The organism is Dyella sp. ASV21 (assembly GCF_016428975.1).
Classification (GTDB): domain Bacteria; phylum Pseudomonadota; class Gammaproteobacteria; order Xanthomonadales; family Rhodanobacteraceae; genus Dyella.
Genome location: NZ_JAELTT010000011.1, coordinates 1 through 22,860 on the forward strand (window position 1 = coordinate 1; position 22,860 = coordinate 22,860).

Here is a 22,860-nt window from a genome sequence, read left to right on the forward strand (position 1 = left end):
GGTGGTCGATATTCCCAAAGATGTACAGAACACCCCGCTCAACTTTGCCGGCCATGGCACCCTGCCCATCCTGGGCTATCGTGCGCGCCAGCACGCCATCGACCATGCACGCCTGGACGATGCGCAGTGCGCGGCCTTCTTCGGGGCGCTGGGCAAGGCCAAGCGCCCGCTGATCTACGCCGGCGGCGGCGTGATCGCCGCCGAGGCGGCGACCACCTTGCGCGCGTTCGTGCAGCAGTTCGGCTTGCCGGTGACCACCACGCTGATGGGCGTGGGCGCGGTGGACACCACCGAGCCGCTGGCCCTGCACATGCTGGGCATGCACGGCACCGCCTACGCCAACTATGCCGTGGAAGATTGCGACTTCCTGCTGGCGCTCGGCGCGCGCTTCGACGATCGCGTGGCCAGCGTGCCGGATCGCTTTGCCCCCAACGCGCGCTTTATCGCGCAGATCGACATCGACCCCGCCGAGATCGGCAAGGTCAAGGCCGTGCAGTGGCATCACCACGGCGACTTGGATCGCACGCTGTCGCGCCTGCAACAGTACGGCATGCGCCACGGCCAGCACTTCGCCACCGATGGCCGCTATCAGGCGTGGCATGCGCACATCGCCGAACTCAAGCGCGTGCACGCACTGAACTACGATCGCGACAGCGCGCTGATTCAGCCGCAAGCCGTGATCGAGGAGATCAACCGGCACACCCAAGGCCGCGCGGTAATCAGTACCGGCGTAGGCCAACATCAGATGTGGGCCGCGCAGTACTTCGACTTTCGCGAACCGCGCCATTGGCTGACCTCCGGCTCCATGGGCACGATGGGCTTCGGCTTGCCGGCCGCCATCGGCGCGCAGTTCGCGCGGCGCAATGCGGTGGTCATCGATATCGATGGCGATGCAAGCATCCGCATGAACCTGGGTGAGCTGGAAACCGTCACCACGTATGGCTTGCCGGTGAAAGTAGTGGTGCTCAACAACATCGGCGACGGCATGGTCCGTCAGTGGCAGAAGCTGTTCTTCAGGGGCCGCTTTGCCTCCTCGGACAAAAGCCTGCACAAGAAGGATTTCATCAAGGCCGCGCAAGCCGATGGTTTTGAGTGGGCGCAACGACTGGAGCGCAAGGAAGATCTTGCGCGGACCATCGCCGACTTCCTCGCCTTCGACGGACCGGCGTTCCTGGAGGTGATGATCGATCCCGACGCTGGCGTGTACCCCATGGTGGGTCCGGGCTCCACCTATGCGCAGATGATTACCGGGGACTTCATCCCGTCGCGCGTGGCACCGTCGGAGTCGGGGGGGTCGCAGAGCGACATGTTCTAGATCCGGCCAGCGCGGAAATCCAGCCGCTGTCGGCACGCGCGATGAAAGGCCCTGGGCGACCAGCCATACGGCTGTTGAAAGACACCCCCGCACGCGGGGCAAAGACGGCTTAGCTGAAGGGTACGGAGCATTTTATGAAACACACGCTGTCCATCCTGCTGCAAAACGAATCCGGCGCGCTGATGCGTGTGGCCGGCATGTTCGCCGCGCGCCACTGCAATATCGACTCACTCACCGTGGCAGCCACCCAGGACCCGGATGTGTCCCAGCTCACCCTGGTGATGCACGGCGCCGATGAAACGGTGGAACAGATCATCAAGCAGACGCGCAAGCTGGTCGATGTGATCGAAGTGACGCACCCGGCCATCGCGCCCGCCGCATGAACGCAGTGGCCGCACAAGTCTCACCCGAGCGGCTCAGCGCGCATGAACTGCTGCGTCGCACGCTGGGCGCGCGCGTGTACGACGTCGCCCGCGAAACGGCGTTGGAGCCAGCGCCATTGCTTTCCACCAGGCTGGGACAGCGCGTACTGCTCAAGCGCGAAGACCAGCAGCCGGTGTTTTCCTTCAAGCTGCGCGGTGCCTATAACCGCATGGCTGCACTGGATGCCGCGCAGCGTGCGCACGGCGTGATCGCCGCTTCGGCCGGCAACCATGCGCAAGGCGTGGCACTGGCGGCGGCGCGACTGGGCATCCGCGCGGTGATCGTGATGCCGGTAACGGCGCCACAGGTGAAGGTGGATGCGGTGCGCCGCTTCGGCGGCGCCCTGGTCGAGGTGGTGCTGGCCGGTGATTCGTACAGTGACGCCCAGGCCGCCGCCGCACGCCTGCAGGCGCAGCATGGCTACACCTTCGTGCATCCGTTCGATGATGCCGACGTGATTGCCGGCCAGGCGACCGTGGGCATGGAGATCCTGCGCCAGCATCCCGGTCCGTTGCACGCGATTTTCGTGCCCGTGGGCGGGGGCGGTTTGCTGGCGGGCATCGCCGGCTATGTCAAAGCACTGCGCCCGGAAATCAAGGTATTCGGCGTGCAGACCTGCGACTCCGATGCGATGGTTCGTTCGCTGGATGCCGGCGCACCGGTCACGCTGGCCGAGGTGGGCCTGTTCGCTGACGGCACCGCCGTGAAGCGAGTGGGCGACCTCACCTTCGAGTTGTGCCAACGCCATGTGGACGGGATGGTACGCGTGGATACCGACGCCCTCTGCGCCGCCATCCGCGATGTATTCCAGGACACGCGCAGCGTGCCGGAGCCGGCCGGAGCGCTGGCGCTTGCCGGACTCAAGCAATATATCGCCAGCCACGGCAACAGCGACGCTCCGATGGTTGCGGTGGTCTCCGGCGCCAACCTCAATTTCGACCGCCTGCGTTTTATCGCTGAGCGCGCGGAGGTGGGTGAGCAGCGCGAGGCCGTGTTCGCGGTGACCATACCGGAAGAACGCGGCAGCTTCCGCCGCTTCTGCGCCGCGCTCGACCAGCGCAGCATCACCGAGTTCAACTACCGCATTGGCGATGCGTCGCGCGCGCATATTTTCGTGGGCGTGCAGATCAGCCATGGCGAGGAGCGGCAAACGCTGAGCGATGCCTTTCGTGCCCATGGTTTCGGCGTGCTCGACCTCACCGATGATGAACTGGCCAAACAGCACCTACGCCATATGATCGGCGGCAGCTCACCGCTGGCATGCAACGAGCTGCTGTATCGCTTCGAGTTTCCCGAGCGTCCCGGCGCGCTGACCCGCTTCCTGGGTCATATGCATCCGGACTGGAACATCAGCCTGTTCCACTACCGCAACCAGGGTGCCGACTACGGACGCATCCTGGTCGGCATCCAGGTGCCGGAAGAAGAGCGCGCCTTGTTCCAGGCCTTCCTGCATACGCTCGGCTATCCGCATCGCGACGAAAGCGACAACCCCGCCTATCGCCTGCTGTTGCGCGAGTAAGCGGGTCAGTCCTCGCTTTCGGTCACTTCCAGCTCGAAAACGTGGTTGTCGTAGTCGCTGAAGTACAACGCGGTATCTTCGCGCGCCATCTGGAAATCCAGCGCCAGCGTTTCCAGGCGATGGGCACAGGCCAATTGCTCGGCCTTGCTCACGCGGAAGGCGATGTGATCGCCGTTGCGTGACGCGGGCCCCTGGCCCTTGATCAGCACGAACGCCACCCCGGCCAACTGCACCACCGCCTCCGGATGCGCATGGTCGGGATCTTCCTCCTGGGTGATGCGGGCATCCTCGAATACGCCAGTGAGCAGGTGCGCGGTACGCGTGGGATGGGCCACGATCAGGGCCACGTGACTGAGTGCGCGGGGCATGGCAGGGCCTCGTTCCTTCGACGGTAATCCATTCAGTTTAAAGCGCTTTATGACCGCCCGGCGACAACCCGCGCCGCGCAAACCGGCGCCATGTCACACGACCCGCAGGGGGTCGCCACGCTAAACTCGACGGATGGCTCCCTCGTCCCGCAAGCGCCAACGGCGCACTTTGTCGTCATCCATCGCCGCGCGCACGCGCCCCGGCGTTGCGTCTAAGACATCCTCCCACGCCCAGCCGGAAGACAGCTCCACGCGCGCCACGCGTGTCCTGGACTGGCTGTTGCAGCGCCTGCCCGCGGCCTATCGCACCAAGGCGCGCGACTACCTGGTGCTCACCCGCATGGATCGCCCGATCGGCGCGCTGCTGCTGCTGTGGCCCACCTGGTGGGCGCTGTGGCTGGGCGCGGCGGACTTTCCCCCGGTCAAGCTGCTGGTGATCTTTACCCTGGGCGTGTTCTCCATGCGCGCCGCCGGCTGCGCCATCAACGACTACGCCGACCGCAAGCTCGACCCGCAGGTAGCGCGCACCGCCGGCCGCCCCATCGCCGCCGGCCGGGTGACGCCGCGCGAGGCGTTGATGGTGTTCGGCGCCCTGCTGGCGTTCTCCTTTGTGCTGGTGCTGTTCACCAATGCCTTCACCGTATGGCTGTCCTTCGGCGGTGCCGCACTCGCGGCGATCTACCCGTTCACCAAGCGCTATACCCACCTGCCCCAAGTGGTGCTGGGCGCGGCCTTCGGCTGGTCCATCCCGATGGCCTTCGGCGCCGTCACCGGCCATGTGCCGGCCGTGGGCTGGCTGCTATTCATCGCCAACATCCTGTGGTCGGTGATCTACGACACCCAGTACGCCATGGTGGACCGCGAGGACGACCTCAAAGCCGGCGCCAAATCCACCGCGATCCTGTTCGGCGATGCGGACCTGCCCATCCTGGGCATCCTGATGGGCACCTTCCTGCTGGCCATGCTGTTCGTGGGCCAGCGCAGCGCACTGGGCTGGCCGTACTGGTTGTCGCTGCTGGGTGCGGCCGGTCTGTTCGGCTGGCAGATGTGGCGCATCCGTGCGCGCGAGCGCGACGCCTGCCTGTGGGCTTTCCGCAACAACAACTGGCTGGGCATGGTGGTTTGGATCGGCATCGTGCTGGCGCTGGCGATGCGCTGACCGCTCACGGCCGGAGCACATGCCCCGGCGCATGGTCTGTCGTTCCATCGTGTCGATTTCGGCGCCGGCCGTTCGACGCAGGGGTAAGAGCTGCCGCCGACGTCGCGTCCGGGCCGCTCTTTCCAGCCACCCGACGGAGCGACAACAATGCGATTCATAGCGATGGTACGGGCGACCCGTGTCTCCGAAGCCGGCGACATGCCGAGCGAAAAGCTGCTGACCGAGATGGGCCGCTTCAACGAGGAACTGATCAAGGCCGGCGTGCTGCTGGCCGCCGAAGGCCTGCATCCAAGCGCGCACGGCGCCCGCGTGCGCTACGACGGTGAAGAGCGCAGCGTGATCAATGGCCCCTTTGCGGAAACCAAGGAACTGATCGCCGGCTTCTGGCTGCTGCAATGCGTCTCGCTGGAAGAAGCCGTGGAATGGCTCAAGCGCGCACCCAATCCGTTCGAGGGCATGCCCTGCGAGGTGGAGATCCGCCGCGTGTTCGAAGCAGAGGAATTCGACGACATGCTGGCGCCCAAACTGCGCGCGCAGGAAGAGCGCATGCGCGCCACCATCCCACAACGCACCTGAGCACGGAGCCCACCATGTTGATCCAGCCGTATCTGTTCTTCGAGGGTCGCGCCGAGGAGGCGCTGGCGTTCTACAGTCAGGCCGTGGGCGCCCAGGTGCAAACACTGGTGCGTTACAAGGACAACCCCGAGCCTGGCGGCGCCGGCCCCACCCCGCCCGATGGCGAGAAGATCATGCATGCCAGCATGCGCGTCGGCGAGTCGCTGGTGAATCTTTCCGATGGCGAGTGTCGCGGCGCCACTGACTTCCGTGGCTTCTCGCTCACCCTCGTCGCCCCAAGCGATGAGGACACCGCACGCTGGTTCAACGCGCTGCTCGACGGGGGAGAGCTGATCATGCCGCTCAGCAAAACCTTCTTCGCCTCCAGCTTTGGCATGCTGCGCGACCGGTTCGGCCTGCACTGGATGGTGATGGGTCCGTCGGTGTGAGTGCCGCGCGCGATTCACTTGCGCCCTGCCCGGCGCGGTGTTGTGATCGACGGTCATGACGGCCACTGATATCCATCGCAGCATCGATGCCGTGTGGCGCATGGAATCACCGCGCCTCATCGCCGGCCTGGCCCGCATTGTGCGCGACGTGGGCACCGCCGAGGAGCTGGCACAGGACGCGCTGGTCGCCGCGCTGGAACAATGGCCCAGCACCGGCGTGCCACGTAACCCTGGGGCCTGGCTGATGACCACCGCCAAGCACCGGGCCATCGACCAGCTGCGCCGGCGAGCGCTGCATCGGCGCAAAGAGGACGAGCTGACCCGCGAAATCGAGGATCAGCTCGCGCAGACCGTGGGGGATGCGGATGCCATGCTCGACGACCCGATCGGCGACGACCTGCTGAGCCTGATGTTCACCGCCTGCCACCCGCTGCTCTCTACCGAGGCGCGCGTGGCGCTCACCCTACGCCTGCTCGGCGGCTTGACCACACCCGAGATCGCACGTGCGTTCCTGGTGCCCGAACCCACCGTGGCGCAACGTATCGTGCGCGCCAAGCGCAGCTTGAGTGAAGCCAAGGTGCCGTTCGAGGTGCCGCGCGGGGATGAACTAAGCGTGCGGCTGGCATCGGTGCTGGAAGTGATCTACCTGATCTTCAACGAAGGCTATGCCGCCAGTGCCGGCGACGACTGGATGCGTCCGACGCTGTGCGAAGAAGCCATGCGCCTGGGCCGCGTGCTGGCGGGCCTGGCGCCACGCGAACCGGAAGTGCACGGCCTGGTGGCTTTGATGGAGATCCAGGCTTCCCGCATACCCGCACGCACCGACGCACACGGCGACCCCATCCTGCTTGCCGAGCAGAACCGCGCGCGCTGGGATCAGTTGTTGATACGCCGTGGCCTGGCGGCGCTGGAGCTGGCGGAGAAGCTCGGCGGCGGCGAAGGCTCCTACGTACTGCAAGCGTCCCTCGCCGCCTGCCACGCGCGCGCGCTTCGCGTGGAAGACACCGATTGGGCATGCATCGCCATGCTGTATGACACGTTGGCGCGTCGCCAGCCCTCCCCGGTCATTGCACTGAACCGGGCGGTGGCACACGCGCAGGCGTTCGGCCCGCAGATCGGCCTGCAGCTGGTGGACGCGCTCCGCGACGAACCACTGTTGCGCCACTACCACCTGCTGCCCAGCGTACGCGGCGACCTGCTGCGGCGCCTCGGTCGGCACAGCGAAGCGCGCCAGGAGTTCGAGCGTGCGGCCGCGCTCACGCGCAATACGCGCGAGCGGGCCTTGTTGCTACAACGCGCCCAGGCCATGAGCGACACCGCCAGCTGAGCCGCCACCGCGTTGACGCGCGCGGCACATCGGCTGGCGTATGAACGGCGCGGAGCATCGGCAATCGCATCCACCCGCATCCGCACAGCCGAGGTGATGTATGAGCGAGTACAAAGGACGCTGCTTCTGTGGCGCAGTCGAGTTCACCGTCAGCGGCGAGCCGGCGGCGATGGGCTACTGCCACTGCGAATCGTGTCGCCATTGGTCGGCCGGCCCGCTGAATGCCTTCACGCTGTGGTCGCCTGACGCCATCAAGGTAACCAAGGGCATCGATCAGATCGGCACGTATAACAAGACCCCGATGAGCTTTCGCAAATGGTGCAAGCAGTGTGGCGGCCATCTCTTCGCCGAGCACCCGCCACTCAAGCTCACCGACGTGTTCGCCGCGATGATCCCCGCGCTGACGTTCGTCCCCGCGCTGCACGTGAACTATCAAGAGCGCGTGCTGCCGGTGAAGGATGGCCTGCCCAAGCTCAAGGATTTCCCCAAGGACTTCGGCGGCTCCGGCGAAGTGTTGCCGGAGTAACCCAAAGCGAGCGCAGCGCAACGTGCGGCGCGATTATCCGCCTCTGGCCCGCCTGGGTCGTCGGATGCGGCCATCTGCGTCGGCATCACCGATGTTTGGGCGGCGCTGGCGCGTCTGACCTAAGCCAGGACGCCCTAAGGCTTGGCGGACGACGCTGCTTTCTCCGCGTCGGTAAGCGCGCGGTGCCCGTAGCTGACCACGCGCGTCATGGTCCACGCACCGTCCTTGCCGCGCTGCCAGATCATCAGGAACTTGGCAGCGCCTTCGCACGGGCCTCCGTCGACCTGGCAGAAACGATGCTCGCCTTCCTCGATGGCGCCGTAGTCCTTGATGGGATACACCTTGAGCGTGTCGGGAAGCAGCTCGCGGCGCACTTTGTGGCAGATGTATTTGCGCGTATTGGCGACCACGGTGGCGCGATCGAACGAGGCGCCGCCCTTGTCGTGGTAGAACTCTACCGTGGGCGAAAAGTAGCGGCTGAACGTATCCATGTCGCAGCGGTTGTAGGCATCGAATACCTTGGCGTCCAACGCAGTGATGGTCTGCGTGAGTGCGGCATCGTCCTCCGCTTCTTCCGCGCGGACGGACAGGCCCGTCGCCAGTAACGCGGCCGTGGCCAAGGTGGCGAATGCGGCTCTCGTACTCGATCTGTTCATGACGATCCTTCATTGGGGCACATGGCAAGTGCATAAGTGCGATGGATGGATACACCGCCCGCGCAACCGCAGGCACGGGCAGCGACGCGATAGACGCACGGCGCGGGCTCCAGCGACCCTCGCCCTTTGCAGGGCGCAGTGCCATGGCCCCCTTGTTTCAGCGCGATAACTCGTTCTTCTCCACCGCGCCGGCCTTCATCACAAAACCCACGTGTTCGAGCTGGGTGATGTCCTTGAGCGGTTCGCCATTCACCGCGACGAGGTCGGCGTAGTAGCCCGGCGCCACCGCGCCCGCCTTTTCCTTGATGCCAAGCAGGTCGGCGGCGTTGACGGTGGCAGCCTGGATGGATTGCATGGGCGTCATGCCCCACTGGGTCATCTTGGCGAACTGCTTGGCGTTCCAGCCATGCGGATACACGCCCGCGTCGGTGCCGAAGGCGAGCTTTTCACCGGCCTTGACCGCGCGCTGGAAGTTCTCGCGCTGCACGCGTCCAACCATGCGCTCCTTCTCCACCGTGCTGGCGGGGAACCCTTTCTTGGCGTACTCGGCGAGGATGTAGTCGTCGTTGTAGATATCGAAATCCAGATAGGTGCCATGCTGCTTGGCGAGCTTGAGGCCTTCGTCATCGATCAGGCTGCTGTGCTCCACCGAATCCACCCCGGCGCGTATCGCCATCTTGATCGCCTCGGCCCCATGCGCATGGGCGGCGACCTTTTTGCCCCAGCGATGTGCCTCGTCGACGATGGCGTTCATCTCCTCCTGCGAGTACTGCGGCGCGCCCACCGAGGCCTCGGCGCTGAGCACACCGGCGCTGGCCATGAACTTGATGACGTCGGCGCCGTTCTTCACGTTCTCGCGCACGCGATGGCGGATGGCGTCGACACCGTCCGCCACGCCGTCGATACCGTTGAAGGTGATCCACGGCGAGAAGCCCGTGGTGCCGTCGGCATGGCCGCCCGTGGCGCCCAGGGGCGGACCGGACACCAGCATGCGCGGACCGGGAATATCACCGTGGTCGATCGCGTTGCGCAACGCGACATCCACGTAATCACCCGCGCCCAGGTTGCGCACCGTGGTAAAGCCCGCATCGAGCGTGCGCTTGGCGTAGATGGGGGCCAGGATGGCCGAATCGATCGAGCTGCGCTTGAGGATGGCTTCGTAGTAGTCGCCCTTGATCTCGCCCGGGTCGCCGGTGAGGTGCACATGGCAGTCGATCAGGCCCGGCAGCAAGGTGGCACTGCCCAGGTCGATCAGCTTGGCGTTGGCCGGTGCCTGGCCGTCGTAACGCACTTCCACGATGCGCTCGCCCTCGATCACCACCACCGGGTTGTCGCGCAGCTGCCCGCTCTGGGGGTCCACCAGGTGCGCGGCGCGCACCGCGACACGCGCCGGCGTCGGTGCATCCTCGGCATGGGTAGCGGTAACGGACAGGCTGAGGGTGATGGCAGCGAACAGCGGCAACAGACGCATGGAGCGGGTTCTCCGGCAGCAAGGACAATGACGGCGCGGGCGGATAGCCCGACGATGCGCCTCGCATCCCCGGTCCTGCGTTATCCCCCTTGCCGCACCTTAGCGCGAAACCTGCGACGACGGCGCACCAACTCATGGGCTAGTGCGGTGCGGGCACAACCTCGCACCGCCCCTAGCCGGTCGAGCTGCACGCCCCAGGATGCCTGCGCCCGTGGCAGGTGTCGCCCGTGCGTGCGACGGGCGGCAATCCGCTCCTGCGCAGCGCGGCGATCAATTGATGGTGGTGGCGTCGATGCGGCCAGCGCGAACCGCCTTGACCAACGCGGCGTGATCGCGCTCGTTCTGATCGGCGTAGGCTACCGAGAACGAGGCAATGGCGTCAGCAAAGGCATCGCTTTTGCCGAGGTACGCCGCCAGCATCACCGCATCTCCCGAACGCGCATGCGCGCGTGCTAGTGCATGCGCGCACAAGCGACCGTAACGGCGCAGGTTGGTACCGTTCATCAGTTCCACCTGCGGTGAAATCTTGGCGTCGCGCAGCTGGCGCACGTAGAAGTGGCGCTTGGGGCTTTGCGTCCATCCCAGGAACATATCGCTCGCCGATTGCATCAGGCGCTGCCCCGCCACCACGCGTTCACCCTGATGGCGATACGGGTTCTTGCCGATGAAGGGATCGATCACCGACTGCCGCGCCTCCTTGAACTGCAGGAACAGCGGATCGCCGTTGCCCGATATCATCAGAATGATGCCGCAGTAGGTGCCCACGCTACCCACGCCAACGACTTTCACCGCCGAGTCGATGGCCTGGAAGCGATCGAGCAGCACGCGCCGCTCCGGCTGCATGGAGGCACGGTAATCCTCGAACGCCTGGGCGCGCTCGTCGGCCGTGATGGTGTTCTGCAAGGCGGGATCGTGATACAGCAGCGGCGGCTCATCCTGGATGCGCACAGGCGATCCGCCAGCCACGGTGAGCTTGACGAACTCCTTGGTGTGCGCCGTGTACTCCACCGCCTTGCGTACGCTTTTGGTGGCGAGCTTCTTCATCTGCTCGTCCTGAATGCGATCGATCACTTGCTCCAGATCGATATGGTCATACCAGGCATCGAGCAGGGGCATGTCGCCATACTGGGCCAGATGGTCGCGATAGGCCGACGCGGCCACCCACGCGGCATCGCGTGCGTCCGCGCTGCTGCAACCATTGGCGCGCGCGGCGACCACCAGGCTGGCGCATAGGCGCTTCACGTCCCACTCCCATGGCCCGATGGTGGTTTCGTCGAAATCGTTGATGTCGAACACCAGCTTGCGCTCGGGCGTGGCGAAGCCGCCGAAGTTGACCAGATGACAGTCACCGCAGATCTGCACATTAACGCCGGTGCTCGCCGTGGTGGACAAGTCGCTGGCCATGATCGCGGCGGCGCCACGATAGAACGCGAATGGCGAGGCCATCATGCGGCCATAGCGAATCGGCACCAGCGATTCCACGCGCCCCTTGGACGTTTCGATCAGGATGTCGACCGGGTTGGGCCGGTGGTCCGGTGCCTTCCAGCCCCCCAGCAATTTGCGCGAACACTGCTGGCGCAAGGTTTTGGCGAACGCCTGCCTTTCCGCCAGCGTCTGGTGCAGCGAGGCTTGGGATAGCGGCGTGTCGGGCATTTCCGGTTTGGGGCCGGGTGCGGGCGGCGCTTTGCGCCTGGCCTTGCTCGGAGAAGCGGCACGCTTGGTGGTGGCGGTTTCGGGGACGGTAGACATGGCTCGCTCCTGGACAAGGCAAGGCGTTGCGTTGCCGATGATGGACGGACGCGCAATCGACGTCCCCATTGGACGCCCCGAGGGTGTCAAGGAACACCGTAGAAATACGTGAATATGCGTAAAGCATTGGCCCGGCCGCGTCAGCGCGGAGTCCTTCACGCAGGAGCCACTTGCAGCACCGGATGCTGCGCCTGTTCAACAGAGGAACCGACCATGCGCCTTGCCCCGCTGTTGCCGCTTGGCCTGATGCTGGCCGTCTCGGCTTGCCAGTCTCCCCAGCCGCCGGCCGATACCGCCAGCGCACCCGCCCACCCGGCTGCCGCCCCCGCGCCAGCGGCGCATGTATATGCCTACCAGTGCGGCGACCTGGCGGTGACGGGGCGCTTCTCCGCCGAACAGGTCGAGCTGAGCTTCGGCGGCAAGACCCTGGTGTTGCCGCAAGCCATGGCGGCCTCGGGCGCACGCTACGCCGACGACAAGGGCAATGAGTTCTGGGGCAAGGGCCTGAAGGACGCCACGTTCACCCTGGCTGGCGAGCCGGCGCGCACGTGCAGCGGCTCCGGCGAGGCGCTGCCTTCCCCATGAACGCGCGCAGGGGCTGAATCATGCTGAAGGACATCGTGCAGACCGCGTTGCTGCTGATTACCGGCTTGTTCCCTATCATCAATCCTCCAGCATCGGCGCTGATCGTATTGAGCATGATGCCCAACGCGACCACGGCCGATCGCGCGGAACTTGCCTGGCGCATCACCACCAACAGTTTTGCCATCCTGCTCGGCTCGCTGCTGATCGGCGCCTATGTGCTGGCCTTCTTCGGCATCTCCATTCCGGTGCTGCGCGTGGCCGGTGGCCTCATCATCGGCATGGCCGGCTGGAACCTGCTTCAGGCGCCCGATGAGGACGAAACGCAGGACGAAACGCAGGAGCTGAAGGACCACCGCAGCCCCGCCTCGCTGGCGTCCAAGGCGTTCTACCCGCTCACCATGCCGCTCACCGTGGGGCCAGGCTCGATCGCCGTGGCGATTGCGCTGGGCACGGGTTCACCGCGCGAGGGCTTGTCGGCGGGGCATTTTGTCGGGGTGGGCGTAGCACTGCTGGTGCTTTGCGCGAGCATTTATTTATGCGTGCGCTTTGCCGGCGACCTAGAGCGCCTGCTCGGCACGGTAGGCACCAAGATCACCATGCGACTGTTCGCCTTCGTGATCTTCTGCATCGGCGTGCAACTGTTCTGGAACGGCCTGTCCGAGCTGTTGGAATCCTTGCACGGAAAGTGAAGCGCCACTCAGGTACGCGAGGGTGCACGCGCCAACGCCCACACATCGACGCGCTGCACGCCGGCCCGACGCAGCACGCGGGCGCATTCGATCAAGGTGGCGCCGGTGGTCATCACGTCGTCGAATAACGCCACATGCGCTGGCAAGCTATCGACGTTGCGCACGTCAAAGGCACCACGCACATTGCGGCGGCGCGCAAGCGCGCCCAGCTCGGTCTGTGCATGGGTGCTGCGCGTGCGCCATAGCAAGTCGCGGCGCAACGGCACACCCAACGCCTGCGTCAGCGGGCGGGCAAGCTCCAGTGCCTGGTTGTAGCCACGCTGGCGCAGGCGGCTGCGATGCAGGGGCACCGGCACGATGACCTGCGGCAGCGCTGGCAACGGCTCGCGCAGGCACAGTTGAGATAACGCGCGTCCAGCGGCCAGATCACCGGCAAATTTGAAGCGCGACTCCAATCGATCCAGCGGCCAGCCATAGCGAAACGGCACCCACGCCGACGCCCACGGTGGCGGGCGGCGCTGGCATTGCCCGCACAACACCGCCGCGTGGGGCAGCGGCAGGGCACAGCGCGCGCAACAGCTACGGTTGCGCGGCAACTCGGCCGCACAATCCCCGCACAGATCCAGACCATGGGCACCCGCACCGCCGCAAAGCAGGCAGTGCAAGGGGAGCAGGAGATCCCGCAGTGCTTGACGCGCGCGGGGCCACCAGGCAAACGCCTCCATGCGCCGAGGCTCAGCTCGTGGGCTTGGGCTTGAACGTGGCCGCGTCCAGGATCGACCACAGGTGGATGATCCAGCCCAGCTTCACGATCCACAGGATGGCGGCCAGCACGAACATCACCAGGGCGATCCAGAAACGGCCCTGCACCAACTGACCCAGCCCGGGAATGAAGAAACTGCAGATGGCCGCCAGCACATTGCCCCCACTGCCTTGCCCTTCGCTCATACCCAAAGCTCCTGACGCACGGATGCCTGGATGGTAGCGGCAGCCATACGTTTGCGCATCGTCAACCTTTGGCGCCGGTTGAAAGTTGACAAGACAAGAGGCCCTGCCACACTGTCGCGCTTTCCCCATCCCAGAGCTGTCGCCATGGCCTCTCCGATCCGTCACGACTGGACCCGCGCCGACGTGGCCGCGCTGTTTGCGCTGCCCTTTAACGAGCTGCTGCACCGCGCCCATTCGGTGCATCGCGAGTACCACGACCCCAACGCGGTGCAGGTATCCACCCTGCTCTCGATCAAGACCGGCGGCTGCCCCGAGGATTGTGCCTATTGCCCGCAGGCCGCGCGCTACGACACCGGCGTGCAGGCGCAGAAGCTGATGAGCGTGGATGCCGTGGTGGCGCGCGCGCAGGCGGCCAAGAACGCCGGCGCCAGCCGCTTCTGCATGGGCGCCGCCTGGCGCAGCCCGAAAGACCGCGACGTGGAGAAGGTGGCCGAGATCGTACGCGCGGTGAAGGGCCTGGGCCTGGAAACCTGCGCCACGCTGGGCATGCTCAACGGCACGCAGGCGGCAACGCTCAAGCAGGCAGGCCTGGATTACTACAACCACAACCTGGATACCGCGCCGGAGTTCTACGGCGAGATCATCCACACGCGCCAGTATCAGGATCGCCTGGACACGCTCGAACACGTGCGCGAAGCGGGCCTGAAGACCTGCTGCGGCGGCATCGTGGGCATGGGTGAAACGCGCGAGCAGCGCGCCGGCCTGCTGCAGACCCTGGCCAACCTGCCCGAGCACCCCGAATCGGTGCCGATCAACCAGTTGGTGCAGGTGGAAGGCACGCCCCTCAATGGTACCGAGGCGATCGATCCGTTCGATTTCGTACGCACGATTGCTGTTGCGCGCATCCTGATGCCCGCCTCCATGGTGCGCCTGTCCGCCGGTCGCCAGCAGATGGACGATGCCGTGCAGGCACTGTGCTTCTTCGCTGGCGCCAACTCCATTTTCTACGGCGAGAAGCTGCTCACCACCGGCAACCCGGACGTGGAACACGACCGCGCGTTGTTCAAGCGCCTGGACCTGCATCCGCTGGAGGTGGTCGAGGAAACCGACACCGTGCACGCCGACATCCTGGAAGCCGAGGCTGGCAGCTGCGGCAACGGCTGCGGTTGCAGCGCGGCCGCCTGACGCGGCGCATGCACAGCGCTGCATGATGCGTCCGTCGCTTACCGAACGCCTCGCCCGCCAGCACGCCGAACGCGCGGCGGCGGGCCTGGCGCGGCGCCTGCGCACGGTGGATCGCGCCGAAGGGCCATGGATGCAGCGCGAAGGCCAGCGCCTTCTGGCGTTCTGCAACAACGATTACCTGGGCCTGGCCCAGCATCCCGCCCTCGTGCGTGCGTTGCAGCAAGCGGCTGACGCCAGCGGCGTAGGCAGCGGCTCGGCACACCTTATCGGCGGTCATCGCGCGGAACACGCGGCGCTGGAAGAAGCGCTGGCCGAGTGGACCGGCTACGAACGCGCCCTGCTGTTCTCCACCGGCTACATGGCCAACCTGGGCGTGATGCAGGCACTACTGCAACGCGACGACCTGTGCGTGCAGGACAAGCTCAACCACGCCTGTCTGCTCGATGGTGCACAACTGGCCGGCGCGGAACTCAAACGCTATCCGCATGCGGATGTGGACGGCGCCGCGCGCCAGCTCGCCAGTCGCCCTGCCGCGGGTGCGCTGCTCGCCACCGACGGCGTATTCAGCATGGATGGCGATATCGCGCCGCTGCCTGCGCTGGCCACGCTATGTCGCGAGAGCGGCGCCACCTTTATGGTCGATGACGCGCACGGCCTGGGCGTGCTCGGCACGCGCGGGGAAGGCAGCGTCGGCGCGGCCGGGCTGGGCCAGCCCGAGGTGCCGGTGCTGATGGCCACGCTGGGCAAAGCGCTCGGTTGCAGTGGTGCCTTCGTCGCCGGTTCCGGGGCGCTGATCGACGGGCTGCTGCAATCGGCCCGCACCTATATCTACACCACGGCCATGCCACCAGCGCTGGCCGCCGCCACCCTGGCCGCGCTGCGGCTGGCCCGGGACGAAAGCTGGCGGCGCGACAAGCTGCACGCGCTGATCGCCCGCTTTCGCCAAGGCGCAGCCCAACTCGGCCTGCCGCTGATGCCCTCGCCCACGGCGATCCAGCCCCTGCTGTTGGGCGATGCCCAGGCGGCCCTCGCCGCCTCGCAGGCGCTGGAAGCGGCGGGTTTCCTGGTCACCGCGATCCGCCCGCCCACGGTGCCGGCGGGCAAGGCGCGGCTGCGCATCACCTTGTCGGCGGCCCACGAGGAAACCCAGGTGGATCAGCTGCTGGAGGCGCTCTCGCGGCTGCCGGCCCGAGCCGTTCCGGGTCGCCCCGTATAATGGCGGCCTCGCCGTACCTGCATCCCCATGTCGATCATCAATCTTTCCGCCTACCGCTTCGTCAGCCTGGACGACCTGCCCGCGCTGCGGGAACGCGTGCTCGAACGCTGCCTTGCGCTGGAGCTCAAGGGCACCATCCTGCTGGCGCCCGAGGGCATCAACCTGTTCCTGGCCGGCCCGCGCGCACCCATCGATACCTTTATGGACTGGCTGCGCGATGACCCACGCTTTGCCGGGTTGGAGCCGAAGGAATCGATCTCCGACGCCGTGCCGTTCGGGCGCATGCGCGTGCGCCTCAAGAAAGAAATCATCACCATGCGCATGCCCACCATTCGCCCGGAAGGCGGCCGCGCACCGGCGGTGAAGCCCGCCACGCTGCAGCGCTGGCTGGCCCAAGGCCATGACGACGACGGTCGCGAAGTGGTGTTGCTCGATACGCGCAACGATTACGAAACCGACGCGGGCCTGTTCGAGCAGGCGGTGGATTACCGCATCGCCAGCTTTACCGAATTTCCCGCCGCCATCGCCGCCGATCGCGCGCGCTTCGACAACAAGACCGTGGTGTCGTACTGCACGGGTGGCATTCGCTGCGAAAAGGCCGTGTTGCACATGCAGGACATCGGCATGGAGCATGTCTATCAGCTGGAAGGCGGCATCCTGAAGTACTTCGAGGAAACCGACGGCGCGCACTGGCGCGGCACCTGTTTCGTGTTCGACGAGCGCGGCGCGGTGAACACCGATCTTGCGCCCTCGCCGCTGCTCACCAGCGGGGAGAAGGACGCGTGAGCCTTCACATTGAAACCCACGGCCACGGCGAGATACCCGTGGTCATCCTGCATGGCTGGGCCATGCACGGCGGCATGATGGAACCCTTGTGCGAGGTGCTGGCCGATCGCTGCACCTTGCACGTGGTGGACCTGCCCGGCCATGGCTATTCGCGTCACAGCGAACTATCGCTGGAGCCCTCCGCCTGCGCCCAGGCCATTGCCGAACGCACGCCGCCAGCGATCTGGCTGGGTTGGTCGCTGGGCGGCCTGATCGCGCTCACCGCGGCGCTGGAGCACCCGCAGCACGCGCGCGGTCTCGGCGTGATCTGCGGCACACCCAAGTTCTCGCGCGACGATAGCTGGCCCTATGGCAGCGATCCCAGGCTGGTTCGCCAGCTCGCCGATGACCTGGAAACCGACTATCACGCCACGCTGGAACGCTTCATCGCGCTGGAAGCCATGGGCAGCCCCGATCCGCGCGCCGAGCTGCGTCACCTGCGCGCGTTGATGTTCACGCGCGGCGAACCGGACCTGCGTGTATTGCAGGAAGGCATCCGCATCCTGGAAAACACCGATCGTCGCGCCGACTTGCCGAACCTCAGCGTGCCCAACGTATGGATCGCCGGCCATCGCGATCGCCTGGTACCGCCGCTGGCCATGACCTGGTCGGCCGAACAAGGCCGGGGCGACTATGTGGAAATCGCTCACGCGGGCCACGCTCCCTTCTTTGGCTACGCCCATGACGTAGCGGCTGCCCTGACGCCGCTGCTGGATCGCTTTGCATGAGCACCTCTCACTTCGATCAGCGCCAGGTGCGCCGCAACTTCGGCCGCGCTGCCAACACCTATGAACAGCACGATGCCTTGCAGCGCGAGGTACAGACGTTGCTGCTCGATCGCCTGGGCTTCTACCTGGAGGCGCCCGAGCGCGTGATCGACGTGGGTGCCGGCACCGGCCGTGGCACGGCGCTGCTACGCAAGCACTACCCCAAGGCGCAGGTGGTTGCCATGGACCTGGCGCTGCCGATGCTGCGCGCGGCCAAGAAGCACGTGAGCTGGCTCAAGCCGTTTCAGCGTGTATGCGCCGAAGCCACCGCGTTGCCGCTGCCCGACCACAGCGTGGATGTGCTGCACTCCAACCTGTGCTTTCAGTGGATCGACGACTTGCCGGCCCTGTTCGGCGAGTGCGTGCGCGTGCTCAAGCCCGGCGGCCTGTTGGTGTTCTCCACCTTCGGCCCGGATACGCTGAAGGAACTGCGCGCCGCCTGGGCCGAAGCCGATCAGCAGCCGCATGTGAGCCGCTTCCTGGATATGCACGACCTGGGCGATGCGATGATCAACGCGGGCCTGCGCGATCCGGTGCTGGACGTGGATCGCTACACGCTCACCTATAGCGAACCGCGCTTGCTGCTCAAGGAGCTGCAGGGCCTGGGCGCTACCAATGCCGACCGCGAACGCGAACGTCACCTGCTTGGCAAGTCGCACTACCAGCGCATGCTGGCCGCGTACGAAACCATGCGCGTGAATGGCCGCATTCCGGCCACCTGGGAAGTAGTGACCGCGCACGCCTGGGGCCCGCCCTCGGGCCAATCGCGCCGCATGGCCGGCGGCGGCGAAATGGCGAGTTTCTCTGTCGACAGCCTGCGCGGCTCGCGCCGGCGCTGATCAAACCCGCTTGTGGCGGAAGCAGCTCACGGTGTGGTCGTTGACCATGCCGGTAGCCTGCATGAAGGCATAGCAAATCGTGGTGCCGACGAAACGGAAGCCGCGCTTCTTCAGCGTCTTGCTCATGTGATCCGATAGCGGCGTGCTGGCCGGTACGTCGCCTTGCCCGGTCCATTTGTTGCGGATCGGCTTGCCGTCCACGAACGACCACAGATAACGATCGAGGCTGCCGAATTCCTCGATCACCTCCAGCGCGGCCACCGCGTTGTCGCGCGTGGCGTACACCTTGAGCCGATTGCGCACGATGCCGGGATCGAGCAGCGCTTTTTCCAGCTCGCGATCCTTCATCGCAGCGACGCGCGCGATGTCGAAATCGTGGAATATGCGGCGATAGTGCTCGCGCTTGAGCAGGATGGTGCGCCAGGACAGGCCCGCCTGCGCGCCTTCCAGGCAGAGAAACTCGAACAGTGCCTGATCGTCGTGCAGCGGCGTACCCCACTCGCTGTCGTGGTAGTCGTGCATGTCGGGGCTGTTGCCCCAGGGACAGCGCACCAGGGCCTTGGCGTCTTTGCGGGTCATGCGAACGATCCTGATCAGGCGGCAGGCGTGCCGCGATGTGGAAGAAAAGCCAGCAAGGCACCAGCGAGCGCCGCCGCCACGGCAAGCCATGGCCAGAACGAGAACACCTGGGCGGGCAGGCCGATGCGTCCCGCCAGCAGCAATAACATCGATAGCGCGAACAGCCCGCCCCGCGCCGGCCGCCGCAGCAACAATCCGAAGCTGGCCACCAGCAGCAACAAGGCGCCGATCACCGTGGGCGCGGCCTGCGTCAGCGATAGCATGCCGCTCTGCACCCACTGCACCAGCACCGGAACGCGCAGCAGCATGCCGACGTAGGCGGCCAGTCCAACGCAGGCCACCAGTGCGTTCCATGAACGCGATCGCGCCATGTCCATCCCCTTGTATGTTTCCGGGCAAGCCGCGACGCTATCCCACCCAAGCGCGTGTAACAAGGCCAGCCATGGCGCGCACCACGCACTCATCCATCGGATCGACATGACTGCATCGACACCTTCCCGTGGCGCCGTAATGGCACTGCTCGCCACCATCCTGATCTGGGCCTATAGCTGGGTAGTGATGAAGCAGGTGCTCACGCACGCCGGGCCGTTCGATTTCGCGGCGATCCGTTATGTGCTGGGCGCACTGGTGCTGTTCGGCGCGCTGCTGGTGTCGCGCCAGTCGCTACGTCCGCCGCCGTTGCTGCCCACGATGTTGATCGGCCTGTGCCAGACCACGGCGTTCCAGGGCCTGGGCCAGTTGGCGCTGGTGAGCGGTGGCGCCGGACGCGTGGCCCTGCTCGCCTACACCATGCCGTTCTGGGCGGTGCTGCTGGCCTGGGTCATCCTGGATGAGCGCCTTTCACCGCAGCGCTGGCTGGGCCTCGCGCTGGCCGCACTGGGCCTCACCTGCATTATCGAACCCTGGCACGGCCTGGGTAACCTCACCAGTACCTTGCTCGCCATCGGCGCGGGCGCGGCCTGGGCACTGGGTACGGTGCTGAGCAAGCGCGTGTTTCAACGCCATGCACCCACGCCGCTCAATCTCACCGCGTGGCAGATGCTGTTCGGCGCATTGGCGCTGGTGGTGGTGGCGCTATGCGTGCCACAGCGCTCGATCGATTGGACCTGGGGCTTTATCGGCGGCCTTGCCTACAGCGTGGTGATGGCCTCCAGCATCGCCTGGGGCCTGTGGCTGGTGGTCCTGCAACGCATGCCCACCGCTGTTGCCAGCCTGGCCAGCCTGGGCGTGCCCATCGTGAGCGTGCTGCTGGCGTGGTTGATCCTGCACGAGCAACCCAGCGGCATGGAGGTGCTGGGCATCGTGTTCATTCTGCTGGGTTTGCTGGCCGTGAGCGGCGTGCGCCTGCAGCGCCGCTAAGCACTGCGGCGCTACCATACGTACTTCATTCGTACGAGGAAGACGCTCTTGAACGTGAAGGACAGCAACGGCGCCGTGTTGGCCGATGGCGATTCGGTGCAGGTCATCAAGGACCTGAAGGTGAAGGGCTCGTCGCAGACGCTCAAGCGCGGCACCGTGTTCAAGTCGATCCGCGTCGATGAAGACAACCCCGAAGAGATCGAGTGCCGCGATGGACGCTCGACCCTGGTGCTGAAGACCTGCTTCATCAAGAAGGTCTGAGGCTACGCGCCGGCGGACGCCTCACGCAGCGGCATCCGACCAGGCCGCAACGCCTCGTTGCGGCCCAGGCCCCGGCGCCCGCTACCAGGGCAGTGCGTCGATATCCACATTGCCGCCGGTAAGGATCAAACCCACGCGCTGACCATGGAAGCGCTCGGGGCGCTTGAGCACGGCGGCCAGCACGGTGGCGCTGGAGCTTTCCACCACCAGCTTCAACTCGTTCCACAGCAGCTTCATCGCGGCGATGACTTCCTCGTCGCTGACCGTGGTGACTTCCACGCGATGCATGCGTAATGCCGCAAAATTGGGTTCGCCGATCAGCGTGCGCAAACCGTCGCAGATCGTGTCGGGTACGAACGGACCTACCCGCTGTCCGGCCGCCAGCGAACGCGCAGCGTCATCCGCGCCCATCGGCTCGGCGCCATGCACCATCAAGGTCGGCGATACGCCATGCGCGGCGATGGCCGTGCCCGCCATGAGGCCGCCGCCGCCCACCGGGGCGATCACCGCGTCCAGGCCCTCGGCCTGCTCCAGCAACTCCAGCACGGCCGTGCCCTGGCCGGCCATCACGCGCGCGTCGGCATAGGGATGGACCAGGTCAGCTCCCGTAGCGAGGCGCACTTCCTCCGCCTTGGCTTCACGCGCGGCCTGCGTGGCGGCGCAACGGTGCAGGATGGCGCCCGCGCGCTCGATCGCCTGCACCTTGGTGCGCACCGCACCCTCGGGCACGATCACATGCGCCGGAATCCCGCGCGTCGCGGCCGCCAACGCCAGGGCGTTGCCGTGATTGCCGGAGGAATGCGTTACCACGCCCTGCGCGGCTTGTTCATCCTCCATCGACCACACGGCATTGCAGGCGCCGCGAAACTTGAAGGCGCCGCCGCGCTGCAGGTTCTCGCATTTGAAGTAGAGATCCGCCCCGCTCAAGGCGTTCAGGGCGGCGCTGCGCAGCACCGGCGTACGCACCGCATAGAGCGCGATGCGCGCCGCAGCTTGCTGCACCTGGGCAAAGCTGGGCAGCGTAATCGGATGGTCGAATGCACTCATGGGCTGTGAATCTCCACGCCGCAGACGTAACGTCGCTCGGCGCCCGGTTCAAGACGAATGGCCGCCGCGCAGTCGGAGCGGTTGAATGCATCGGACCAGCTTTCCATCGGCTCCAGCGCCACCGAGCGACGCACATCGCGCGTCACGGTGTCGGCGGTGAACGCCAACATGACGCCGCTGCGCTGCCACAGCGCAATGCCCAAGCCGCTGGCGGGGTTGCGTAGATGCGTGCGGGCACGGCCGTCGGCATCCGGCTTGAGGTCGGCAAAGGCGTGGTTCAGCTCGCGAGCGCCGATGGCCTGCAGATGGCGAAAATCCAGCGCCGGCTGCTCCGCGATCGACGCGCGCGCGGCATCGCCCGCCAGCGGGATGTAGTCCGCATCGGTGCGCACCACGGTGGCGGCGGGAATCGCCAGCTCCCAGCTTTCGATCGGCTCGTCACCCACGCGGAAATACGGATGCCAGCCGAAGAAGCACGGCGCCGCGTGATCGCCGACGTTGCGCATGACCGCCTCCAGGGTAAGGCCCTCGGCATCCAGCGTGTAGCTCACCGACAGATCGATCGCATACGGATAGCCGGGATGCACGCCGGGCCGAATGGCCTGGGTGGAAAAGCGCACCCGCGCCGATTGCGCGTCGGCGGCCAGCGCTTCCAGGGTGAACTCCACGCCTCGCACAAAACCATGGCGCGCGGCACGGGAGGCGCCTTCCACCCCCGGCTGCAGATCGTGCGGCTCGCCGTCGAATACGTAGCGGGCATCGGCGATGCGGTTGGCGAACGGCACCATGATGGCGAAGCGCGAACTGGGGCGGGTATCGAGCTCGCCAGCGTCGCGGTAACCATCGGCAATGTCCACGCTGGCCTCGCCCACCGGCACCTCAAAGCTCAGCAGGGTGGCGCCGCGACGGGCAATGCGGATTCGGCGCCCACGCGCCGGATCGGCCAACAGCACGATATCGTGGGGGCCCAGGTGTCCAGGTTCTGCCTGATACTGCGTCATCGACTTGTCCTGCCGGGAAAGGGCCGCATGTTAGCCTGATCG

26 protein-coding genes and 1 pseudogene are annotated in these 22,860 nt (G+C 66.1%); 17 read left to right on the forward strand and 10 right to left on the reverse strand.

Annotation, left to right across the window (positions count from 1 at the left end):
* From JHD67_RS05710 to ilvA, 3 genes are all read left to right on the forward strand, one after another.
* The coding region (locus JHD67_RS05710) for a thiamine pyrophosphate-dependent enzyme (RefSeq protein ID WP_199098211.1) at positions 1-1,315 on the forward strand (1,315 nt) is incomplete at its 5' end.
* A 134-nt stretch (positions 1,316-1,449) separates the two neighbouring features.
* Complete coding sequence (gene ilvN / locus JHD67_RS05715) at positions 1,450-1,698, forward strand: acetolactate synthase small subunit (RefSeq protein ID WP_199098213.1); 249 nt, start codon at positions 1,450-1,452, stop codon at positions 1,696-1,698.
* The gene (gene ilvA, locus JHD67_RS05720; protein WP_199098215.1) at positions 1,695-3,257 is read left to right on the forward strand and encodes a threonine ammonia-lyase, biosynthetic; all 1,563 of its coding nucleotides are present in this window, start codon (positions 1,695-1,697) and stop codon (positions 3,255-3,257) included. The genes ilvN and ilvA overlap by 4 nt, the downstream gene beginning before the upstream one ends.
* A gap of 5 nt (positions 3,258-3,262) precedes the next feature.
* Here the strand turns inward: ilvA and JHD67_RS05725 are convergent, their stop codons facing one another.
* Positions 3,263-3,625 carry a hypothetical protein gene (locus tag JHD67_RS05725; protein ID WP_199098217.1) on the reverse strand — a complete coding sequence of 121 codons (363 nt, stop codon included), beginning with the start codon at positions 3,623-3,625 and terminating at the stop codon, positions 3,263-3,265.
* A gap of 133 nt (positions 3,626-3,758) precedes the next feature.
* On the opposite strand from JHD67_RS05725, the gene ubiA reads away from it, so the two are divergent.
* From ubiA to JHD67_RS05750, 5 genes are all read left to right on the forward strand, one after another.
* Positions 3,759-4,784: a 4-hydroxybenzoate octaprenyltransferase gene (ubiA, locus tag JHD67_RS05730; protein WP_199098219.1), complete on the forward strand. Its 1,026-nt coding sequence runs from the start codon at positions 3,759-3,761 to the stop codon at positions 4,782-4,784.
* Positions 4,785-4,931: 147 nt separating this feature from the next.
* A complete protein-coding gene (locus JHD67_RS05735) occupies positions 4,932-5,360 on the forward strand; it encodes a YciI family protein (RefSeq protein ID WP_199098221.1) in 429 nt (142 codons plus the stop codon).
* A gap of 14 nt (positions 5,361-5,374) precedes the next feature.
* Positions 5,375-5,788, forward strand: a complete 414-nt coding sequence (locus JHD67_RS05740) for a VOC family protein (protein ID WP_199098223.1) — start codon at positions 5,375-5,377, stop codon at positions 5,786-5,788.
* Between the two features lie 55 nt (positions 5,789-5,843).
* Positions 5,844-7,115 (forward strand): RNA polymerase sigma factor, encoded by a 1,272-nt coding sequence (locus JHD67_RS05745; RefSeq protein WP_199098225.1) that lies wholly within the window; start codon positions 5,844-5,846, stop codon positions 7,113-7,115.
* 100 nt (positions 7,116-7,215) lie between these two features.
* Positions 7,216-7,641 (forward strand): GFA family protein, encoded by a 426-nt coding sequence (locus JHD67_RS05750; protein WP_233171660.1) that lies wholly within the window; start codon positions 7,216-7,218, stop codon positions 7,639-7,641.
* Positions 7,642-7,775: 134 nt separating this feature from the next.
* Here JHD67_RS05750 and JHD67_RS05755 read toward each other — a convergent pair whose 3' ends face one another.
* From JHD67_RS05755 to JHD67_RS05765, 3 genes are all read right to left on the reverse strand, one after another.
* Positions 7,776-8,297, reverse strand: a complete 522-nt coding sequence (locus JHD67_RS05755; RefSeq protein ID WP_199098227.1) for a nuclear transport factor 2 family protein — start codon at positions 8,295-8,297, stop codon at positions 7,776-7,778.
* Positions 8,298-8,454: 157 nt separating this feature from the next.
* Entirely contained in the window at positions 8,455-9,768 is a 1,314-nt protein-coding gene (locus JHD67_RS05760) for an amidohydrolase family protein (protein ID WP_199098229.1), read from the reverse strand.
* A gap of 270 nt (positions 9,769-10,038) precedes the next feature.
* Positions 10,039-11,517: a DUF2252 domain-containing protein gene (locus JHD67_RS05765; protein ID WP_233171661.1), complete on the reverse strand. Its 1,479-nt coding sequence runs from the start codon at positions 11,515-11,517 to the stop codon at positions 10,039-10,041.
* 213 nt (positions 11,518-11,730) lie between these two features.
* Here JHD67_RS05765 and JHD67_RS05770 point away from each other — a divergent pair, with 213 nt between their 5' ends.
* Positions 11,731-12,102, forward strand: coding sequence for an MliC family protein (locus JHD67_RS05770; RefSeq protein WP_199098231.1), 372 nt, complete (start codon positions 11,731-11,733; stop codon positions 12,100-12,102).
* Between the two features lie 20 nt (positions 12,103-12,122).
* Positions 12,123-12,791, forward strand: a complete 669-nt coding sequence (locus JHD67_RS05775; protein WP_199098233.1) for a MarC family protein — start codon at positions 12,123-12,125, stop codon at positions 12,789-12,791.
* 8 nt (positions 12,792-12,799) lie between these two features.
* Here the strand turns inward: JHD67_RS05775 and JHD67_RS05780 are convergent, their stop codons facing one another.
* Positions 12,800-13,516, reverse strand: coding sequence for a ComF family protein (locus tag JHD67_RS05780; RefSeq protein ID WP_199098235.1), 717 nt, complete (start codon positions 13,514-13,516; stop codon positions 12,800-12,802).
* 10 nt (positions 13,517-13,526) lie between these two features.
* The gene (locus tag JHD67_RS05785; protein ID WP_199098237.1) at positions 13,527-13,739 is read right to left on the reverse strand and encodes a hypothetical protein; all 213 of its coding nucleotides are present in this window, start codon (positions 13,737-13,739) and stop codon (positions 13,527-13,529) included.
* A 144-nt stretch (positions 13,740-13,883) separates the two neighbouring features.
* Here JHD67_RS05785 and bioB point away from each other — a divergent pair, with 144 nt between their 5' ends.
* The 5 genes from bioB to bioC are packed head-to-tail and all read left to right on the forward strand — an operon-like array spanning position 13,884 to position 18,571.
* Positions 13,884-14,924, forward strand: a complete 1,041-nt coding sequence (gene bioB / locus JHD67_RS05790; RefSeq protein WP_199098239.1) for a biotin synthase BioB — start codon at positions 13,884-13,886, stop codon at positions 14,922-14,924.
* 22 nt (positions 14,925-14,946) lie between these two features.
* Positions 14,947-16,140, forward strand: coding sequence for an 8-amino-7-oxononanoate synthase (bioF, locus tag JHD67_RS05795; RefSeq protein ID WP_199098241.1), 1,194 nt, complete (start codon positions 14,947-14,949; stop codon positions 16,138-16,140).
* A gap of 27 nt (positions 16,141-16,167) precedes the next feature.
* Positions 16,168-16,926 carry a sulfurtransferase gene (locus tag JHD67_RS05800; protein WP_199098243.1) on the forward strand — a complete coding sequence of 253 codons (759 nt, stop codon included), beginning with the start codon at positions 16,168-16,170 and terminating at the stop codon, positions 16,924-16,926.
* The gene (gene bioH, locus JHD67_RS05805) at positions 16,923-17,693 is read left to right on the forward strand and encodes a pimeloyl-ACP methyl ester esterase BioH (RefSeq protein ID WP_199098245.1); all 771 of its coding nucleotides are present in this window, start codon (positions 16,923-16,925) and stop codon (positions 17,691-17,693) included. Before JHD67_RS05800 ends, bioH begins: the two co-directional genes overlap by 4 nt.
* Positions 17,690-18,571, forward strand: coding sequence for a malonyl-ACP O-methyltransferase BioC (bioC, locus tag JHD67_RS05810; protein WP_199098247.1), 882 nt, complete (start codon positions 17,690-17,692; stop codon positions 18,569-18,571). Before bioH ends, bioC begins: the two co-directional genes overlap by 4 nt.
* Here the strand turns inward: bioC and JHD67_RS05815 are convergent, their stop codons facing one another.
* A complete protein-coding gene (locus tag JHD67_RS05815; RefSeq protein WP_199098249.1) occupies positions 18,572-19,150 on the reverse strand; it encodes a DNA-3-methyladenine glycosylase I in 579 nt (192 codons plus the stop codon). It abuts the gene before it with no gap.
* 14 nt (positions 19,151-19,164) lie between these two features.
* A complete protein-coding gene (locus JHD67_RS05820; protein WP_199098251.1) occupies positions 19,165-19,521 on the reverse strand; it encodes a hypothetical protein in 357 nt (118 codons plus the stop codon).
* Positions 19,522-19,627: 106 nt separating this feature from the next.
* On the opposite strand from JHD67_RS05820, the gene JHD67_RS05825 reads away from it, so the two are divergent.
* Positions 19,628-20,509: an EamA family transporter gene (locus tag JHD67_RS05825; RefSeq protein ID WP_199098253.1), complete on the forward strand. Its 882-nt coding sequence runs from the start codon at positions 19,628-19,630 to the stop codon at positions 20,507-20,509.
* 54 nt (positions 20,510-20,563) lie between these two features.
* Positions 20,564-20,770: pseudogene (locus tag JHD67_RS05830) on the forward strand (alkylphosphonate utilization protein); the annotation flags it as partial.
* Between the two features lie 81 nt (positions 20,771-20,851).
* On the opposite strand, the gene JHD67_RS05835 reads toward JHD67_RS05830, so the two are convergent.
* Both JHD67_RS05835 and JHD67_RS05840 read right to left on the reverse strand, forming a co-directional pair.
* The gene (locus JHD67_RS05835) at positions 20,852-21,817 is read right to left on the reverse strand and encodes a pyridoxal-phosphate dependent enzyme (protein WP_199098255.1); all 966 of its coding nucleotides are present in this window, start codon (positions 21,815-21,817) and stop codon (positions 20,852-20,854) included.
* Entirely contained in the window at positions 21,814-22,818 is a 1,005-nt protein-coding gene (locus JHD67_RS05840; RefSeq protein WP_199098257.1) for an aldose epimerase, read from the reverse strand. The genes JHD67_RS05835 and JHD67_RS05840 overlap by 4 nt, the downstream gene beginning before the upstream one ends.
* Between the last annotated feature and the right edge of the window lie 42 nt (positions 22,819-22,860).

Coding starts and splice junctions, on each gene's coding strand:
- JHD67_RS05765 (WP_233171661.1), bottom strand. CDS start 11,517: ATGTCTACCGTCCCCGAAACCGCCACCACCAAGCGTGCCGCTTCTCCG.
- ubiA (WP_199098219.1), top strand. CDS start 3,759: ATGGCTCCCTCGTCCCGCAAGCGCCAACGGCGCACTTTGTCGTCATCC.
- JHD67_RS05775 (WP_199098233.1), top strand. CDS start 12,123: ATGCTGAAGGACATCGTGCAGACCGCGTTGCTGCTGATTACCGGCTTG.
- bioC (WP_199098247.1), top strand. CDS start 17,690: ATGAGCACCTCTCACTTCGATCAGCGCCAGGTGCGCCGCAACTTCGGC.
- JHD67_RS05835 (WP_199098255.1), bottom strand. CDS start 21,817: ATGAGTGCATTCGACCATCCGATTACGCTGCCCAGCTTTGCCCAGGTG.
- JHD67_RS05740 (WP_199098223.1), top strand. CDS start 5,375: ATGTTGATCCAGCCGTATCTGTTCTTCGAGGGTCGCGCCGAGGAGGCG.
- ilvN (WP_199098213.1), top strand. CDS start 1,450: ATGAAACACACGCTGTCCATCCTGCTGCAAAACGAATCCGGCGCGCTG.
- JHD67_RS05785 (WP_199098237.1), bottom strand. CDS start 13,739: ATGAGCGAAGGGCAAGGCAGTGGGGGCAATGTGCTGGCGGCCATCTGC.
- JHD67_RS05725 (WP_199098217.1), bottom strand. CDS start 3,625: ATGCCCCGCGCACTCAGTCACGTGGCCCTGATCGTGGCCCATCCCACG.
- JHD67_RS05760 (WP_199098229.1), bottom strand. CDS start 9,768: ATGCGTCTGTTGCCGCTGTTCGCTGCCATCACCCTCAGCCTGTCCGTT.
- JHD67_RS05745 (WP_199098225.1), top strand. CDS start 5,844: ATGACGGCCACTGATATCCATCGCAGCATCGATGCCGTGTGGCGCATG.
- bioB (WP_199098239.1), top strand. CDS start 13,884: ATGGCCTCTCCGATCCGTCACGACTGGACCCGCGCCGACGTGGCCGCG.
- JHD67_RS05840 (WP_199098257.1), bottom strand. CDS start 22,818: ATGACGCAGTATCAGGCAGAACCTGGACACCTGGGCCCCCACGATATC.
- JHD67_RS05800 (WP_199098243.1), top strand. CDS start 16,168: ATGTCGATCATCAATCTTTCCGCCTACCGCTTCGTCAGCCTGGACGAC.
- JHD67_RS05825 (WP_199098253.1), top strand. CDS start 19,628: ATGACTGCATCGACACCTTCCCGTGGCGCCGTAATGGCACTGCTCGCC.
- JHD67_RS05780 (WP_199098235.1), bottom strand. CDS start 13,516: ATGGAGGCGTTTGCCTGGTGGCCCCGCGCGCGTCAAGCACTGCGGGAT.
- ilvA (WP_199098215.1), top strand. CDS start 1,695: ATGAACGCAGTGGCCGCACAAGTCTCACCCGAGCGGCTCAGCGCGCAT.
- JHD67_RS05735 (WP_199098221.1), top strand. CDS start 4,932: ATGCGATTCATAGCGATGGTACGGGCGACCCGTGTCTCCGAAGCCGGC.
- JHD67_RS05815 (WP_199098249.1), bottom strand. CDS start 19,150: ATGACCCGCAAAGACGCCAAGGCCCTGGTGCGCTGTCCCTGGGGCAAC.
- bioF (WP_199098241.1), top strand. CDS start 14,947: ATGATGCGTCCGTCGCTTACCGAACGCCTCGCCCGCCAGCACGCCGAA.
- JHD67_RS05820 (WP_199098251.1), bottom strand. CDS start 19,521: ATGGCGCGATCGCGTTCATGGAACGCACTGGTGGCCTGCGTTGGACTG.
- JHD67_RS05770 (WP_199098231.1), top strand. CDS start 11,731: ATGCGCCTTGCCCCGCTGTTGCCGCTTGGCCTGATGCTGGCCGTCTCG.
- JHD67_RS05755 (WP_199098227.1), bottom strand. CDS start 8,297: ATGAACAGATCGAGTACGAGAGCCGCATTCGCCACCTTGGCCACGGCC.
- JHD67_RS05750 (WP_233171660.1), top strand. CDS start 7,216: ATGAGCGAGTACAAAGGACGCTGCTTCTGTGGCGCAGTCGAGTTCACC.